Origin of the sequence: Cytobacillus sp. Hm23, from assembly GCF_051842895.1 — a bacterium.
In the GTDB taxonomy this organism is placed as follows: Bacteria; Bacillota; Bacilli; order Bacillales; family SM2101; genus Nanhaiella.
On sequence record NZ_JBPXRQ010000012.1, the window covers coordinates 98074 to 115434 of the forward strand.

The window sequence follows — 17361 nt, forward strand, 5'->3', positions numbered from 1 at the left end:
CAAACTATTGTTACTTTCCTTTAAAAGTTGGTGCCCTTTTTTCTAGAAATGCACTAATACCTTCGCTAGCATCTTCTGTTGCAAAAACTTTTCCAAAAAGCTCTGCTTCCCGCTTAACTCCAGAATAGTATTGATCAGCTTTTGTGTATTTTAATAATTCAATTACAGCTGAAACAGATATTGGACTTTTTGCAGCTATTTTTAAAGCTAGTTTACTAGCTTCTTCTAACATAACTTCTTCAGGAAACGCGTGGTTAGCTAAGCCTAATTTTACAGCTTCCAAACCAGAAATTGGCTCGCTCGTTAACATCAATTCAGCTGCCTTAGCAGTACCTACATAACGTGGTAAACGCTGTGTACCTGCAAAACCTGGTATTAAACCTAATTGAAGTTCTGGTAATCCAAGCTTTGCGTTGTCAGTTACAATGCGTATATGGCAGCTCATTGCAAGCTCTAAACCTCCTCCAAGCGCAGCTCCATGAATTGCTGCAATAACAGGTTTTGAAAATAACTCAATTCTTTCAAATAATTGTTGACCAGCTTCTGATAGGACTGAGAACTCTTCACTGCTCTCTACAGTCGTAAATTCCTTTATATCAGCTCCTGCGGAAAAGAAGCGCCCCTCACCTTGTAATAAAATGACCCTCACATCATCATTTTTTTCTAAGTCATCTAATCTTTTTGAAAGCTCTTTCAAAACTAAAGATGACACAGCATTCGCTGGAGGATGATCCAGAGAAACTGTTGCGACATAGTTTGCTATATGACATTTTGTATATTCCATACGTTCACCCCTTTTGTCTTGCTTAAAGGCTCTTTTCACATCTTTTTTTGTTATATTTTGATACTACAACAGCAAAGCGAGGTTTTATACATTTAGTAATTTTTTCATTTCAAGGAAATGATCATAAAACCATAGTAGTTCACTTATATATGTGTGTGAAGACAAGCCTTTTGCAGTGTCAAAACTGGAATAGAACGACCAGTTTTGACCATTTGTTTAATTAACTAATCTCAGTTGACCCACATCCGCTAACTACTAAATGGTGCAGAGGATATGCTAATGTCACGAGATCGTACTTTTGATCATTCATTACCCACGATGTTACTGTTTCATCAATCGTTCCAAATATCATCTGTCTGGCTAAGCGTATGTCTAAATTTTTGCGAAATTCACCTCTATCGATTCCTGCAAGTATTATATGGTCCAATACTTTTAAATAGCCTTTTAACACATCGTTTATTTTCACACGTATCTCTTTATTAGATTGACGTAATTCCAACTGAGTAACGATCGCTAAATGATGATCATCTGATAATAATTTGAAATGTTTTTCAATCAACAGTAATAATTTCTCTTTAGCTGATTCCATTCCTGCAATTTCTTCACTAATTTTTTCTATAAAACTCCCCATTTTCTCTTGAAATAAAGATATCAATATATCTTCTTTGTTTTTAAAATATAAATATATAGTTCCATCTGCAACCCCAGCCTGTTTTGCAATTTTTGAAACTTGAGCTTGATGATAGCCATTCTCTGCAATTACGATTACAGCTGCATCAATGATTTTCTTGTATTTCGGTTTGTTACGCTTCACTATAACTCGTCCCTTCAAAAGGATGTTCAAAAAGAATGGTAAAATGACGCTTTTGGACGTTACAACAGTCCATGTAATACAACAAGTTTCACGCCCTGCTCTTCTAACCTTCTTATCCTCCTTTTGAACACTCACCTCATTAAATGAATGAATCATCATTCATATTTTAATAATAAAACAGGACCGTTTTTCTTGTCAAGTATATAGTGACTAAATAGACCCTTTCACAGTATACTCATGTGAAAGGGTACTAAATATTATTGTATATTACACTTACATAGAATAGCTATCCTTTTCTTACCCCGTAAAGAAAAGCATATATATGATGCCTATTAATACAAAGATTCCACATAATACAAGTAGAACTTTTGCTAAAGTTTCCATTCTTACTAATCTCTCCTAACCTATCCCTGCTCCGATTACATAGGATAATCCTACTGAAATAATCATTGAAATAAAACCGACAGCCCTATTATCGCTCTCAATTTCTTCATCAATTTTAAACATTGGTGTTAAAAATTCGTAAATAAAGTAACCACTTAGGAGTAATATAAAACCAAAAAGTCCCCACCCCATCATCGTTAGTAAAGAATCATGATGGCCGATAGAAAAACGAAAAATATTTGCTAAACCGAAAATCTTACCTCCGGTAGCCATGGCAACAGCAATATTTCCTTTCTTTATTTGTTCCCAATTTTTATACTTTGTTACAATCTCAAAAATCGCTAAAAATATAATAATTGAAAGCACAACAACACTGTAATATGCTGCTGTTTGCACAAGTTCATTTTCCCAAAATGAGCTCATATTCGCTCCCCCTATTTCAATTCTACAATAGAAATTCCTGAACCACCTTCACTCGCCTCACCATAACGAACTTTTTTAACAGCTCTGTGATTTTTCAAAAGGTCCTGAACTCCTTTTCTGAGAGCGCCAGTTCCTTTTCCATGTATGATAGAAACACGTGGGTATCCAGCGAGTATTGCATCGTCAAGATACTTCTCTACACGAAGTATCGCATTTTCAAATCTTTCACCTCGTAAATCTAATTCAAGGCTGACATGGTACTCTTTTCCTTTGATTGCTACAAGAGGCTTCGTTTCTATCGGTTTTGGGCGACTAGCATATTGAAGATCTGATTCTTTCACTTTCATTTTCATAATTCCTAGTTGCACTAGCCACTCTTTCGATGAAGCCTTTTCTAGTAAATGACCTTTTTGATCAAGGCTAATTACTTTCACTTCGTCACCAGGTTGGAGGCTTTGTTCATTCTTTTTGCGAATGATATTATTCTTGCTTTTATTGAGCTTTGGAGCTGCAGCTTCAAGTCGTTTCTTTGCATCAATAAGCTCGTGCTCTTTCACCTGTGCATATTGTTCCTTTTGGATTTTACGTAAATCCCCAATAATCGATTCTGCTTCTTGTTTTGCAATATTAACAGTTTCACGAGCTTTTTGTTCTGCTTGTTCGAATATCACATCTTTTTGACTAGCAAGCTCAGTCATTTGATCTTCAAGCTTCTTATGAAGATCCTTTGCTTCTTTCCTAAGTCGCTCAGCTTCCTCTAGCTTCTCTTCCGCATGCTTTTTACTATCTTCCAAGGAAGCAATCATATTCTCCACAGTATTACTTTCAGTACTAATTTGCTTTTTAGCTCGATATATGACCTGTTCGTCTAAGCCTAAACGTCTTGATATGTCAAAAGCATTACTTCTCCCAGGAACTCCAATAAGCAAACGATATGTAGGACTCAACGTCTCTACATCAAATTCCACACTAGCATTAATCACTCCATCTCTATTATATCCATATGCCTTAAGCTCTGGATAGTGTGTCGTAGCTACCACCCTTGCTCCTTTTTGGTAGACTTCGTCCAATATAGAAATAGCTAATGCCGCACCTTCCTGTGGATCTGTTCCCGCTCCTAACTCATCAAACAGCACAAGGCTTTCACTATTAAACTGCTGTAAAATACCTACAATATTTACCATATGTGACGAAAAAGTGCTTAAACTTTGTTCTATAGATTGTTCATCACCTATATCTGCATAAATCGAGGAGAATACAGACATTTCAGATCCATCTTCAGCTGGAATTTGCAGCCCAGACTGTGCCATTAACGTACATAAGCCGATTGTTTTTAGCGCAACTGTTTTACCCCCAGTATTTGGTCCAGTTATTAAGATAGTAGAATAGTCTTTTCCTAACTCTATATCGTTAGGTACCACTTCATCAGGGTCAATTAATGGATGCTTTGCTTTAACCAATCTAATATAACGATCATTGTTCATCACTGGCTTTGATGCTTTGATACTGCGAGCATATTTTGCCTTTGTAAACATAAAGTCAATTTCAGCTAGTATATCAATATTATGTAGTAACCCATCAGCTTCTTCTGCTACATTTACCGTTAATTCATGCAGTATTTTCTCAATTTCTTGCTTCTCTTTTATTTTTGCCTCATGTAAAAGGTTATTTAGTTCAACGACAACTTGCGGCTCAATAAACAATGTTGCACCAGATGAAGATTGATCATGAACGATACCACCGTAAGAACTCCGATATTCTTGCTTTACCGGAATAACAAAACGATCATTTCTAATTGTAATAATAACATCTGATAGCTTTTTTTGGGCTGAGCTCGACCTAATAATACTTTCTAATTTTTCACGAATGCGGGCTTCACTCGTTCTTAACTGCTGTCTTATTGTTCGCAGCTTAGAACTAGCATGATCATAAATCTCTCCATAATCATTTATACATTGCTTAATTGAGTCTTCCAATTCTCTAAATGGAATTAGTTCAGAACTTAACTCGTGAAAATATGGGATGTCATGATCATCTTCAATCATATCATTCGTAAATTTTTGAATTTGCCTTCCCGCATATATTGTATTTGCAATATCCAATAGTTCTTCAGGATGTAACGTACTGTTTATCTTAGCTCTTTTCACGTTTGATCGAATATCAAAAATACCTCCTAAAGGAACATTCCCCTTTAATCGAAGTATTTTGACAGCCTCATCTGTTTGTTCTTGTAATTTAACTACTTCTTCAAATTTTGTAACTGGCATTAACGTATCTACCTTTGCTTTCCCTAGTGAAGAAGCAACATGAGTAACTAATATATCTTTGATTTTGTTAAATTCTAATGTTTTCAAAACTCGTTCTAGCATGATGTTTTCCTCCTTATGCTTAGAGAGGTCAAATATATGTTAATATTATTTCTCATGTCGATGTAAAAAAGCTCGAACACCTTCTACGTCCCATGTATTAATTACATTTGCGCTTTTTACCCAACCCTTCATTGCAGTTGATACCCCGATCGACATATCCTCAAGCATTTCAATATTATGAGCATCCGTATTAATGACAATCTTCAGTCCTGCCTGTTGCGCTTTTCGAAGGTGATCTGATGAAAGGTCTAAACGGTTTGGATTTGCATTCAACTCTAGTGCGGTATTAGTCTCCTTTGCGAGTTCAATTAGCATATCAACATCTACATCATACCCATCACGCCTCCCAATCAACCTTCCTGTAGGGTGAGCAATTATATCAACATGATGATTATGTAGTGCTGTTGTTAACCTCTCCATTATGATCTCTTTTGGTTGAGAAAAACTAGAGTGAATGGACGCAATAACAATATCGATATCCTTCATGACCGAATCATCATAATCTAATGTACCATCTGGTAATATGTCCATTTCTACACCAGCGAATATGACAAAATCATCATATTTTTTATTTAATCTTCTAATTTCCTCTCTTTGAGCCTTTAAGCGTTCAACTGTTAAACCATTAGCTACTCGTAAGAACTGTGAATGATCCGTAATGGCCATATATTTATATCCCTTATCCCTACATACTTCTGCCATCTCTTCTATTGAATACGCACCATCGCTCCATGTCGAATGCATATGTAGATCACCTTGAATATCTTTTAAGGAAATTAAGTCTTTTGAATGAAAGGATGTAGTTACTTCACTACCATCTTCACGAAGTTCAGGTGGAATATAATTCAAGTCAAAATAAGAATAAAAATCTTCTTCTGAAGAAAAGGTCGTCGTTTCTCCTGTATTTATATTCTCGACACCATACTCGCTTATTTTTTCACCACGTTCTTTTGCTAATTGACGCATTCGAACATTGTGGTCTTTAGAACCGGTGAAATGGTGTAGTGTCGTCGCAAATTCAAGAGGTGTAACCAACCGAAAATCGACGGAAACTTCATAATCATATTGTAATTGAACTGAAACCTTTGTGTCTCCATTTGAAATGATAGTTGTCATATGTTTAAGCTCTATAAGTTGTTTTCTAACTATATCACGGTCATTTGTAGCAATAATAAAGTCTAAATCTTTTATTGTTTCTTTCATTCTTCTTAAACTGCCAGCTCTTGAATATTGTATCACGCCGTCCATGGATGCTAATGCCTGTTCAATTTCATTAGCTATCGGAAGCATGAATGCAATGGGTAACCTTTCGGGACGAGAGCCCATATCTTCAATAGCAGCAAGGATTTTTTCCTCTGTTTTTTTCCCGAATCCGGCTAATGCTTGTACCTTATTTGCAATACAAGCCTCCTTTAATGAAGCAGCGTCAACAACCGCTAATTCTTTATAGAGCTTTGCAATTTTTTTGCCGCCTACCCCAGGTAATTTCAATAATGGAATAAGACCCGTTGGTACTTCTTTTTTCAATTCTGTTAATAAAGAGGACTCTCCACTTTCAATAAACTCCGAAATGACTGTAGATGTACCTTTACCTATTCCTGGTATATCAGTAAAGGTATTAATTGAAGAAAGGCTTCGATCATCGTTTTCTAACGCTGATGCTGCTTTACGAAATGCTGATATTTTAAAAGGATTTTCTCCTTTTAGTTCCATATATATTGCAATTGTTTCGAGTAGCTTAATAATTTCTTTTTTATTCATCTCCAACGATACCACTCCTTTAATTCTTTCTAACTATAAGAAAAGTGTCATGGCTATCATTACTTTATCTTTTTAAAAGGCTGCTCTTTTCATCAACTTTGTTGCTACTGCTCAAAAAAAGATAAAAATATCGCTTTTCTCAACAGTCATCGTTTTTTTAGCAGAATAGATGCCACGAAACCTAGTGGTATTCGTGTATATTTTTTGTATACAAAATAACACACTACTCCAAAACAGCCTTTTAGAAATAATGACGTAAATTGCTCCTGACTAGCCAATATGAAGGTGTATACAAAATTGAACATACCATAAGAGCGTATATCGTGAAAAGCCTTACTTTTCTATAAAAATAATACAGTTTTTTTCAAAAAATGTACAACTACGAACTAGAAAAAGCTCTTGTCGTAAAATTTGTTTCTAATGACAAAATTAAAACCGCTATCAGCTGACATCATTTTCAAACCAGAAAAGGTGCGACGAACGTTAGATGTCTAAGAGTTTATAACTTAGTGCGAAAACAAAAAGAGGGTAATTCACACCAAAAACAACTGGTCGATGAACTATCCTCTAAAAACGGATCTCACTCCAAATTTATCCCGCAACATACTCAAACCAAAGATCTTTAATCATTGATGAAAAAATTGGGGTGTGTTTTATCATCATATTAGCCACAAATGAATCTTGTATAGGCATTTGAATAAAGTCAATTGGTAACAATGCTACAATATAAAGCACAACAAATAAGATGATGTAAACTTCTAAGAAACCTAGAATAGCTCCTGCCCATCCATTTATTTGTTTTAAGATCGGTAAATGAGCAACAAAGTCAAGCATCGATCCAATAATCTGCATAATGATCTTGACCATTATAAATATGATAACAAAAGCGATTGCTCTATAATATGCATCCTCAAGGTTCATATTTTCAAATAAAGAATTTAATGCACTCCCTTCACCAATTGTTGGATATGGGATCCAAAGAATTAATTTGGGTGCTAGAGTGTCATAATAGATTGATGCTAAAACAAATGCAACAATCAACCCGAAGAAGTGAATAATTTGAAGCACGAACCCTCTCTTTAAGCCTATTAAAAATCCTGCAATAAGAATAATTATTAAAATAAGATCAAGCATTTAAAATTCAATCCTTTTCTTTGTTTACTTGTTGTTCTAGTTTTTCACATTTTTCGGTCAGCTTTACGTAATCATGAACTACGTTAACAGCGGTTAACACCGCTAATTTATGAACGTCTAAATAAGGGTTTTTCCTACCTATTTCTCTCATTTTTTCATCTACTATTGAAGCTACTTTTAGCACATGACTAGTATTCTCTGATCCTACAATTGAATATTGCTGACCATATATATCAACAGTTGTTCTCGTTTTAGATTTCTCTGACAACTTGTTGTCCCCCATTTCATCAAAATCCTAATCTTTATCATACCATGAATAAAGTAGTTGTGGAAAGAATTCCATAATAGAAATGAATACAGCGTATAATGAAGGTATAATGGGGGTATAAAGATCATGGGGTACTATATTTATATAAATCTCAGAATTTGCCTCTTGAGTATTATAGTTGATGCTATTAGCTGTTTTTTAATAACTTTCATCCTCATTGTATTTTCGTATTCTATGATATACGAATACAATAACCGTAACACCTTTGTGCTTGAAACACTATACCTATCATTTATAATCTAGCTATTCGATTTTAGCATCAATAGTAACAACATTTAGGAAAAGAGCATTACTTCATAAAATGAATCTGTGAAGGGGTTGTTTATAGTTGGCTAATTCTGTTATTACAGTTGATATAGCTACCATCAATAAAATGAAAAAACACTATGAAAATATTAGTGGTGGTGCTTTACCACCAGGAGCTATTTTTATAGCTAAAGGACCAACTTTTACTATAACTGCATATCGTTCAGGAAAAGTATTATTTCAAGGCAAAGAAGGAAGTCAGGAAGCACAGCTTTGGGAGTCACAACAAAACAGCCCTTCAACTTCCAGTAGCAGTATTAATAAGAAGTCCACACAAGGAGCTGCGATAACAAAGTATTCTCCGCCAAATAATATTTCAACTCTTTCAATTATCGGCTCTGATGAAGTAGGGACTGGCGACTATTTCGGACCTATTACTGTAGTTGCTACCTACGTTGAAACAAAACACATTCCGTTATTGAAGGAATTAGGAGTTAAAGATTCGAAAGGCTTAACAGATGAAAAGATTTGTTCAATTGCAAAAAACATCATATCAATCATTCCATATAGTTTACTTATTTTACATAATGAAAAATATAATGACTTACAAGCTAGTGGTATGACCCAAGGAAAAATGAAAGCTATTCTACATAACCGAGCTATTCAACACGTATTAAAGAAAATTGAACCAACGAAGCCTGACGGGATATTAATTGATCAATTCGCTGAACCGTCGACTTATTATAAACATTTACAAAAAGAGAAAACAATCGTTAAAGACCATGTTTATTTCAGTACGAAAGCTGAAGGTATCCATATGGCTGTGGCTGCTGCGTCAATAATTGCACGTTATGCATTTTTGAAAGAAATGACTAAATTGAGTAAAGAATGTGGGATGGAGCTACCTAAGGGAGCTGGCGCTCAAGTTGACAAAGCAGCTGCGAAAGTAATTTCAAAGTTAGGTATTCAAAAGCTAAAACAATATACTAAATACCATTTCGCAAATACGGAGAAAGCGAAGAAATTAATATAAAGATAAACGGTGATAGGATAACCATTATATTAAGTTGTTAGTCACCAACACCACAGCTCCTTTCTTTCATTAGTTACGAACTAACGAGAAGAAGAGCATACAAATAAAAAAGTGTCTCGTATCGATCCGAGGGACTTTGTCAAATTCATAACTTTCTTTGAAGTTCCGTTATGTTGTATGAACCATATGTCCAGTGAGGCATGATACTCTATTAATTGGAATACTTCCATTCGCACTCTGTTGGCTATCATAATCTATTGTAACGTATATTGTATCTAAGCTTTGCAATTGAATTAACGTATCTGTAGTACAACATCCTGGTCCCTCAATTGATTGACATGATATGTTAGTTAAGCTATTTAGTACTAAATATATAGTAGTTTGGGCATCACCATCCGAAGTCTCAATTTGTATAGATGTACTAAAATGATAAACACCAACCGACGGTGCAGTAAATATAGAAGTACTAGTATCATAATTGTTTCCACCAAATTCAAAATCTTCATTTGGGAATGTTACTTTTAAAGCGGTTGAAGGATCTGGAATATCCTGACCATCAGTTTCTGCTCTAAAACTAAGCATTGGTACAGGGCCAGGTGGACCAGTAGCTCCTTGTGCTCCTTGAACACCATCTAATCCAGGTGGACCAGTAGCTCCTTGTGCCCCTTGAACACCATCTAATCCAGGTGGACCAGTAGCTCCTTGTGCCACTTGATCACCATCTAATCCAGGTGGACCAGTAGCGCCTTGTGCTCCTTGAACACCATCTAATCCAGGTGGACCAGTAGCCCTTGTGCTCCTTGTAGTCCTTGCGGTCCTTGTAGCCCTCTTAATCCAGGTGGACCTGGTGGTCCTTGTGGGCCAGATGGTGGTTGTGGAACCACTTTACACTTACAATTTTCACTTTCCATTCTCTCACCTCTCATCTCGCATAGTTGTAATTATATATATGAAAAATTCTTATATGTGTTTGGATTCATATACAATTTTTTACAAAAAGACCTTAACAAAAAAAGTGTCTCGATATAACTCGAGACACTTTTGGTTACTGTTTATTAACACGTTTAGTATGAAAGTTCAAAACTAACCTCTTAATTTTGCATCGAACTGATCTTCGACAGCCTTTAAAACATTTTCATGGACAGCTGTTACCTCTTCATCAGTAAGCGTCCGTTCTGGATCCAAATAGCGTAAAGAGAAGGCTACTGATTTTTTGCCTTGCTCCATATGCTCACCTTCGTATAAATCAAAGATTGAAACATTCTTTAACAGATCTCCACCCGATTCTATAATTAGTTTCTTTAAATCACCAACCGCTACTTCACTATTGACAACGAGTGCTATATCTCTAGTAATTGAAGGGAAGCGTGGAATGAGATTATATTTAAGTTCTGAAACTTCAGCTTGAAGTAGCTTTTCTAATGACAATTCAAATACGTAAGTCTCTTGTAAATCAAGCTCATTTTGGGTAATTGGATGAAGTTGTCCAATGATACCTAATACGTCTCCATCTAGTAAGATTTGTGCAGTTCTTCCTGGATGAAGAAGATCTTGTTTTATTTGTTTGTATTGAATACGCTCCTCCAAACCTAAGTGGCTAAATAAGCCATCCAAAACACCTTTTGCGACATAGAAATCTACTGCTTTCTTCTCACCTTGCCATAAGTGGGATGACCAAAGGCCAGTCAATGCTCCAGCAACATGTTCCTTTTCATTTGGCAGTACATTTTTATCTGATGATACAAATACCGATGCTGTTTCATAAATTGCAATATCTTCAATTTGTCGAGCACTATTATGTTTTACTACATCAAGTAAATGAGGTATTAAACTTAAACGTAGCAAGCTGCGCTCTTCACTCATCGGCATAGCTAAACGCACAGGCTCTGCCTCTTCTAAAGCAAACTGTTTCACTTTATCCTCACTTGTTAATGAGTAATTCACTACTTGATATAAGCCTGCTCCTTCAAGATAGCGACGTACTTTACGACGTTTCGCTTGATAAGGAGTCAATATACCTGGTCTAGCTTCACCAATAGGGAGAGTCGATTTGACATTATCATAACCGTATAATCTCCCTACTTCTTCAACTAAATCTTCTGGAATTGAAATATCGTTCCTTCTTGTTGGAACAGTGACAACAAAAACATCATTATCTACAGTATATGAGAACTGGAGATTATGAAAAATGCTAGCAACTTCTTCATTCGAAATTGACGTCCCGAGTAAACGATTGATTTGTTGGACAGACACCGACACGATAACAGGTTGTAGTTGTAATGTATCACTGATGGCCTCACCACTAGCGATTTCTCCTCCAGCATATTTCATCATTAAATATGCTGCCCGATTTGCCGCTTCTAGCGTTCGTTTCGGATCTATACCTTTTTCAAAACGCGCACTTGAATCGCTCCTTAATCCATGGTTTTTAGAACTACTTCGTACGACACCACTGTTAAAGTAAGCAGCTTCCAATAAAATCGTTGTAGTATCTTCACGTACCTCAGAATCAGCTCCACCCATAACCCCAGCAAGCGCTACAGGCTCATTTCCATTTGTAATGACAAGATCATCTTCTGTTAATGGGCGTTTTACATCATCTAGCGTTGTAAGCTCCTCTCCAGGTGTAGCACGACGAACAAGTACCTCTTTTGAACCAAAACGGTCATAATCAAACGCATGTAACGGTTGACCATATTCAAGTAGGACATAATTCGTAATATCAACTACATTATTGATCGGTCTAATACCCGCTGCCATAAGACGAGTTTGTAACCACAGAGGCGATGGACCTACTTTGACATTTTTTATTACCTTAGCAATATATAGTGGATTAGCGTCACGATCTTCAATATTCACTGAAACTAAATCTGAAGCCATGTCATTGCTTTCCTCTAGTTGAAAGCGAGGAAGTTCAACCTCTTTCCCCAACATTGCACCTACTTCATACCCTACACCTAACATATTTAAACAATCAGAACGATTCGCTGTTAACTCCAACTCTAACACATGATCATCTAAGTTAAGCTGTTCGAGTGCGTCACTACCAACTTCAACATCGTTAGGAAAAACAAAGATACCTGTTGCATAATCTTTTTGAATGACCTTCGCTTCAATTCCTAGCTCTTGAAGTGAACAAATCATCCCATGGGATTCCTCGCCTCTTAACTTCGCTTTTTTAATTTTGAAGTTTCCAGGTAATACCGCACCTACTTTTGCAACGGCTACCTTTTGTCCTGCAGCGACATTTGCTGCACCACAAATAATTTGAACAGGTTCACTATCACCGATATCAACGCTACATATGCTTAGTTTATCAGCATTTGGATGCTGTTCCTTTGTCAACACATGACCAACGACAACATTTTTTATGCCCTTATTTAAAGATTCTACTACTTCTACTTCAATACCAGTACGATTAAATTTTTCTGCAAGTTCTTCAGGTGTTACAGCAGATGCATCGACATATTGCTGTAACCATTTATATGAGACTAACATGTTTATCCCTCCTCATTAAGCTCGGTTAAATTGTTTTAAGAAACGAAGATCATTTGTATATAAGTGACGTATGTCATCTATTCCGTATTTCAACATCGCGATTCGGTCTGGACCCATTCCAAAGGCAAAACCTGAATATTTTTTCGAATCAAAACCCGCCATTTCAAGCACGTTTGGATGCACCATCCCTGACCCTAGTACTTCAATCCAGCCTGTACCTTTACATATGTTACAACCTTTACCACTACATTTCATACATGAAATATCAACTTCAACCGATGGTTCTGTAAATGGGAAAAAGCTAGGACGAAGACGAATTTCCCTTTCATCACCAAACATTTTCTTTGCGAATACTTCTAACGTACCTTTTAAATCACTTAAGCTAATATTTTCATCAACTACAAGTCCTTCAATTTGCATAAATTGATGCGAGTGTGTTGCATCGTCGGTATCTCGTCTATACACTCTCCCTGGACAAATAATCTTCACAGGACCTTTACCTTGATGCTTTTCCATCGTTCTTACTTGCACTGGTGAAGTATGTGTCCGAAGTAAAATATCGTTTAATATAAAGAATGAATCCTGCATATCACGGGCAGGATGTCCTTTAGGTAGATTTAATGCTTCAAAATTATAGTAATCTTGCTCAACCTCTGGCCCCTCTGCTATCGTATAACCCATACCAAGGAACAAATCTTCAATTTCTTCAATAACGACCGTTAAAGGATGTGGATTCCCAGCAGTAATTGGTCTACCTGGCAGCGTGACATCAATCGTTTCGGATGCTAATTGCTCTTCGACAGCTTGTTTTTCTAGTTTTGTTTTCTTTTCTTCTAATGCAGTTTGAATTGCTTCTCTTACCTCGTTCGCTAAAGCCCCCATTTTAGGTCTTTCTTCAGCCGATAGCTTACCCATACCTCTTAATACTTCTGTAATAGGGCCTTTCTTTCCTAAATATTGGACACGAATATCATTTAATTGCTTTAAATCTTCTACTAAGTTAACTTTTTCAATTGCTTCTTGTTGAAGCTCCTTTAATCGTTCTTGCATGTTTTATACCTCCTTTTAATTAACAAGCTTCACACTTTCTAGCAAGCGCTAGATTATAGTGCGATCTCCCTCGAATGAAATAGCCATGCAATCTCGGGCATATAAATGCAGCTTCATATCTCAGAAAACATATGACATTTCAATAACAATTGCTCAGTAACTGCTCAAATAACTCTCATACAAGTGATGGAGTTAGACAGTTCTTAACAAACTTTGAAAGCATAATAAAACCCCGTCCCTAAAAGAAGGGACGAGGTATATCGCGGTACCACCCTTGTTAACAGCTACGAAGCCTTGAAAAGCTGTTCACTTCATTTAGATAACGGAACTATGCCGGTACACCTTTACATTTTAGCCAACGCTAAAATGGTCTAAGTGCCAACTCAAGAGGTGAATTCACTTATTTCTACCATAAAAATGCTTTCAGTCATCGGCATTTTCTCCCTACATGGCGATCGATAAGCTACTCTTCTCTGTCAAAGTTTTTAATATTTATAGAGGTTGTTCAGAGTACTGAAACAGAACACTCATTTACACTATTTTAATTTATACAAAATAACTATTGCTTTATTATATTTAAAAATAATTGCTTATGCAACCTTATTGTTGAAAATGATAAAGTAAAATCCCTGTTGCAACGGCAACATTTAACGACTCGCTTTCTCCATATATAGGTATATAAATGTTGGAGGTTGTACGTTTTAACAGTTCTTCATTTACCCCATTTCCTTCGTTTCCAACTAATAAAGCATATTTGGATTGAGGGGTAATCTCTCGATAATCTACACCATTTTGTAAAGATGTACCAAAGACCGATACATGCTTTTCTTTCAATATTCTCACCCAATCGACAAGGCTTCCTTTTACAATTGGTACACGAAAGATCGCTCCTTGAGTTGCCCTAAGTACCTTTGGATTATATAAATCAACAGTCCCATTTCCTAAAATAATCGCATCAATGCCAACCGCTTCAGCTGTTCGGATCATTGTTCCAACATTTCCTGGATCCTGGACAGCATCTACAAGTAAATATTTATTCTTATTATCTAAACTAGATTCAAATGTTAATTTGTTACAAACTGCAAATATGCCTTGCGGTGCTTCAGTTTCACTTATCACTGCAATGATTTCATCATTGACGTATGTGACATCTATATTCGTCATATCCCACTTTGATGGTATTTCAATTTTTTCATTAATAATTAGCTCACTCACCGTACCATTTGTATGTAGGGCTTCTTCCACCATATGAAAACCTTCAACGAGAAAAAGCCCTGCTCTTTCACGTTCTTTTCTCGTATGAAGCTTTTTCCATTGCTTCACTTTTGGATTTTTAGAGGATTCAATTCGTCTCAACTAAGTAAACTCCTTTTATTTCGCTCAATATTTAAAGTTGTTTTTTTGCATTGATTATTGTTGTTTGTATCAAGAAATAAACAAATTCACAACTAGAATTCATGGCGTCTTTTCTTCTGTACAGCGATAAAACTAATATGTAAAACTACTTTTTATGGAACTAATATGGGACCAATTGCAATAAAGTTTACGAAAAGAGCCATATTTAAACTTTACCTATTATACATAATAACAGTGCAATACACAAAAACTATCGCTATATTACATTACACAATGAAGAGGATGATAAATATGAACTTAAACTTGCGGCAAGCAATTATTACAAACGTATCTGGAAATACACAACAAGAATTAGAAAATACTATTGTTGATGCTATTCAACGAGGCGAAGAAAAAATGTTACCTGGATTAGGCGTTTTATTTGAAGTAATTTGGGAGAATGCAACTGAAGAGGAAAAACATGAAATGTTGCAAACACTTGAAGATGGATTGAAACAATGATAAACAGCCAATGAAAGAAGCTTTGAACATATAGGGGAGAGGAAGGGTCTCCCCTATATGTTCTAAATCAATGTTAAAAATCAACTTGATTTTACTAATTGTTGTAAACAACTATGAATTTTATCCGCTTCACTTGCTCCAGATAATGCAGCACCTTGATAACCTCCGCCAGGGCGTGTCCATGCCCCTACTAACGACAGGTTTTCAATAGGTGTTTGTCTACTTAACCGATTTAATCCTGATTGATCAACAGTTTGGGAAAATCCATATACCGCACCTGCAGGGTTCTTTGTATATCTTTGCATCGTTCTTGGCGTACCTAACTCTAATACTTCGATACTGCTAGTGATACCTGGATAATTCTCTTCTAATTGTGTTAATAAATAATTTGTTACTTCTTCTTTCTTCTGCACGTATTCTTCCTTGTCTTCAGGCCAATTTGTAATAAAGTCAATAAAGGCTAGCGCAATGATTGGTTTTCCATTTGGACTTAATTCAGGATCTAATTTGTAATAATTAGTTATACCAAAATTAGCTTGTGCATATTGCCCTTTCCGTAAGTAATTATAATCTTTACTAGGGTCTTTTTCCTTTACAAACACAATATCCTCATCAACTAAATTATATTTTGCTGGGTCATCTTTTAACCCAATATATAGTTGAGTTACTGAAGGGCCAATTTCTAATTTCTCTAAATCCTGAACATAAGAGCTACCTTTGTACTCGTCACCTAATAAATTAGAGAATGTCATTTGTGGACTCGCATTTGAAATAATCCATTTCCCTTCATATACATCACCTTTTTTTGTTTTTAACCCTGTTGCTTTTTGCTCTTTTACAATAATTTCCGTTACTTCTTGACGTAAAAATACGTTTCCACCATTTTCATGGATAACATCAACTAACGCATCTGCGATTGCTTGTGCACCACCCTTTACATAGTAAGTGCCGTCCAGATGATAGCCTATCCACGGTACAAAAAAGTAATGAGCAGAAAGAGTTTTAGGCGGCAGACCGTAATATGGCCATAGCAACGTGAAAATTGCAATAAACTCCTCATTTGTTACATACTCTTTCAATACTTCTTCAGTAGACATTTGTGACCATTTAATAAATAACTGTGCATGCATAAATATTGTTTGTTTCTTTTCATCCTTAGGTATAGTTGCATCAGTCAAAAACTTCATCTCTTTACTGAAAGAAATTAAGTCCTTAAATAAATTCGATATACCTTCTTTTTCATGTGGGAACATTTTATGCAAATAAGTTAAATATTCATCAGGGTCTTGTGGAATATCAGTTTTCTTCCCGTCCCATACAACAGTATATGGATGCTCTTTTTTTATAGGAGTGATTCGATCCATCATCCCACATTTCGAAAAGATGTCATAACAAATCTGACCTTCTTCCAAACTTGCAATACCGTGTAAAGATACGTCAAATTCATATCGCCCTTTTCGTGGAAAATTAGTTGCATAACCACCTGGACGAACATGATGGTCAAAAACTGCTACCTTGTATCCAAGCTTTGATAACCTCGCTGCAGAACAAAGTCCACCAATTCCTGACCCAATAACTAATACATCATAACTAGACATTTTCCTTCCCCCTTTATCAAAAAGATATATATCTTATAGATATAATTCTATAAATAGCTACAAAAGATGTCAAGATATAAAA

At 35.9% G+C, this 17361-nt stretch carries 15 protein-coding genes and 1 other annotated feature; of the genes, 2 read left to right on the forward strand and 13 right to left on the reverse strand.

Going from position 1 to position 17361, the window contains the following annotated elements:
* Nucleotides 1-10: 10 nt before the first annotated feature.
* The 7 genes from ACSVDA_RS10035 to zapA all read right to left on the reverse strand — a co-directional run bounded on the left by ACSVDA_RS10035 (nt 11) and on the right by zapA (nt 7937).
* Nucleotides 11-784 carry an enoyl-CoA hydratase gene (locus tag ACSVDA_RS10035; RefSeq protein WP_485882853.1) on the reverse strand — a complete coding sequence of 258 codons (774 nt, stop codon included), beginning with the start codon at nt 782-784 and terminating at the stop codon, nt 11-13.
* Nucleotides 785-1004: 220 nt separating this feature from the next.
* Nucleotides 1005-1598 carry a fatty acid metabolism transcriptional regulator FadR gene (fadR, locus tag ACSVDA_RS10040; RefSeq protein ID WP_320207698.1) on the reverse strand — a complete coding sequence of 198 codons (594 nt, stop codon included), beginning with the start codon at nt 1596-1598 and terminating at the stop codon, nt 1005-1007.
* Nucleotides 1599-1997: 399 nt separating this feature from the next.
* Nucleotides 1998-2405, reverse strand: coding sequence for a DUF350 domain-containing protein (locus tag ACSVDA_RS10045; protein ID WP_320207697.1), 408 nt, complete (start codon nt 2403-2405; stop codon nt 1998-2000).
* A gap of 11 nt (nt 2406-2416) precedes the next feature.
* The gene (locus ACSVDA_RS10050) at nt 2417-4774 is read right to left on the reverse strand and encodes an endonuclease MutS2 (RefSeq protein WP_485882856.1); all 2358 of its coding nucleotides are present in this window, start codon (nt 4772-4774) and stop codon (nt 2417-2419) included.
* A gap of 45 nt (nt 4775-4819) precedes the next feature.
* Nucleotides 4820-6535, reverse strand: coding sequence for a DNA polymerase/3'-5' exonuclease PolX (polX, locus tag ACSVDA_RS10055; protein WP_485882858.1), 1716 nt, complete (start codon nt 6533-6535; stop codon nt 4820-4822).
* A 591-nt stretch (nt 6536-7126) separates the two neighbouring features.
* Complete coding sequence (locus ACSVDA_RS10060) at nt 7127-7669, reverse strand: CvpA family protein (protein WP_485882859.1); 543 nt, start codon at nt 7667-7669, stop codon at nt 7127-7129.
* A gap of 7 nt (nt 7670-7676) precedes the next feature.
* Nucleotides 7677-7937 (reverse strand): cell division protein ZapA, encoded by a 261-nt coding sequence (gene zapA / locus ACSVDA_RS10065; protein ID WP_320207694.1) that lies wholly within the window; start codon nt 7935-7937, stop codon nt 7677-7679.
* A 388-nt stretch (nt 7938-8325) separates the two neighbouring features.
* Here zapA and rnhC point away from each other — a divergent pair, with 388 nt between their 5' ends.
* The gene (gene rnhC / locus ACSVDA_RS10070) at nt 8326-9276 is read left to right on the forward strand and encodes a ribonuclease HIII (RefSeq protein WP_485882861.1); all 951 of its coding nucleotides are present in this window, start codon (nt 8326-8328) and stop codon (nt 9274-9276) included.
* A 168-nt stretch (nt 9277-9444) separates the two neighbouring features.
* Here the strand turns inward: rnhC and ACSVDA_RS10075 are convergent, their stop codons facing one another.
* From ACSVDA_RS10075 to ACSVDA_RS10095, 5 genes are all read right to left on the reverse strand, one after another.
* Complete coding sequence (locus tag ACSVDA_RS10075) at nt 9445-9987, reverse strand: complement C1q domain-containing protein (protein ID WP_485882863.1); 543 nt, start codon at nt 9985-9987, stop codon at nt 9445-9447.
* A gap of 56 nt (nt 9988-10043) precedes the next feature.
* Nucleotides 10044-10187 (reverse strand): hypothetical protein, encoded by a 144-nt coding sequence (locus ACSVDA_RS10080; RefSeq protein WP_485882865.1) that lies wholly within the window; start codon nt 10185-10187, stop codon nt 10044-10046.
* A gap of 172 nt (nt 10188-10359) precedes the next feature.
* A complete protein-coding gene (pheT, locus tag ACSVDA_RS10085) occupies nt 10360-12774 on the reverse strand; it encodes a phenylalanine--tRNA ligase subunit beta (RefSeq protein WP_485882867.1) in 2415 nt (804 codons plus the stop codon).
* A 15-nt stretch (nt 12775-12789) separates the two neighbouring features.
* Nucleotides 12790-13824 (reverse strand): phenylalanine--tRNA ligase subunit alpha, encoded by a 1035-nt coding sequence (pheS, locus tag ACSVDA_RS10090; protein ID WP_485882869.1) that lies wholly within the window; start codon nt 13822-13824, stop codon nt 12790-12792.
* A 243-nt stretch (nt 13825-14067) separates the two neighbouring features.
* Nucleotides 14068-14313, reverse strand: a binding site (T-box leader).
* A gap of 111 nt (nt 14314-14424) precedes the next feature.
* Nucleotides 14425-15180 (reverse strand): TrmH family RNA methyltransferase, encoded by a 756-nt coding sequence (locus ACSVDA_RS10095; protein WP_485882871.1) that lies wholly within the window; start codon nt 15178-15180, stop codon nt 14425-14427.
* A 291-nt stretch (nt 15181-15471) separates the two neighbouring features.
* On the opposite strand from ACSVDA_RS10095, the gene sspI reads away from it, so the two are divergent.
* The gene (gene sspI, locus ACSVDA_RS10100) at nt 15472-15681 is read left to right on the forward strand and encodes a small acid-soluble spore protein SspI (RefSeq protein ID WP_485882873.1); all 210 of its coding nucleotides are present in this window, start codon (nt 15472-15474) and stop codon (nt 15679-15681) included.
* Nucleotides 15682-15761: 80 nt separating this feature from the next.
* Here the strand turns inward: sspI and ACSVDA_RS10105 are convergent, their stop codons facing one another.
* Complete coding sequence (locus tag ACSVDA_RS10105) at nt 15762-17279, reverse strand: phytoene desaturase family protein (protein WP_485882875.1); 1518 nt, start codon at nt 17277-17279, stop codon at nt 15762-15764.
* Nucleotides 17280-17361 lie beyond the last annotated feature (82 nt).

What these genes read in the sequence shown, in the direction of transcription:
- ACSVDA_RS10035 (WP_485882853.1), bottom strand. Translation starts at nt 784, where the DNA reads ATGGAATATACAAAATGTCATATAGCAAACTATGTCGCAACAGTTTCT.
- ACSVDA_RS10045 (WP_320207697.1), bottom strand. Translation starts at nt 2,405, where the DNA reads ATGAGCTCATTTTGGGAAAATGAACTTGTGCAAACAGCAGCATATTAC.
- ACSVDA_RS10050 (WP_485882856.1), bottom strand. Translation starts at nt 4,774, where the DNA reads ATGCTAGAACGAGTTTTGAAAACATTAGAATTTAACAAAATCAAAGAT.
- polX (WP_485882858.1), bottom strand. Translation starts at nt 6,535, where the DNA reads ATGAATAAAAAAGAAATTATTAAGCTACTCGAAACAATTGCAATATAT.
- ACSVDA_RS10060 (WP_485882859.1), bottom strand. Translation starts at nt 7,669, where the DNA reads ATGCTTGATCTTATTTTAATAATTATTCTTATTGCAGGATTTTTAATA.
- ACSVDA_RS10080 (WP_485882865.1), bottom strand. Translation starts at nt 10,187, where the DNA reads ATGGAAAGTGAAAATTGTAAGTGTAAAGTGGTTCCACAACCACCATCT.
- pheT (WP_485882867.1), bottom strand. Translation starts at nt 12,774, where the DNA reads ATGTTAGTCTCATATAAATGGTTACAGCAATATGTCGATGCATCTGCT.
- pheS (WP_485882869.1), bottom strand. Translation starts at nt 13,824, where the DNA reads ATGCAAGAACGATTAAAGGAGCTTCAACAAGAAGCAATTGAAAAAGTT.
- sspI (WP_485882873.1), top strand. Translation starts at nt 15,472, where the DNA reads ATGAACTTAAACTTGCGGCAAGCAATTATTACAAACGTATCTGGAAAT.
- ACSVDA_RS10105 (WP_485882875.1), bottom strand. Translation starts at nt 17,279, where the DNA reads ATGTCTAGTTATGATGTATTAGTTATTGGGTCAGGAATTGGTGGACTT.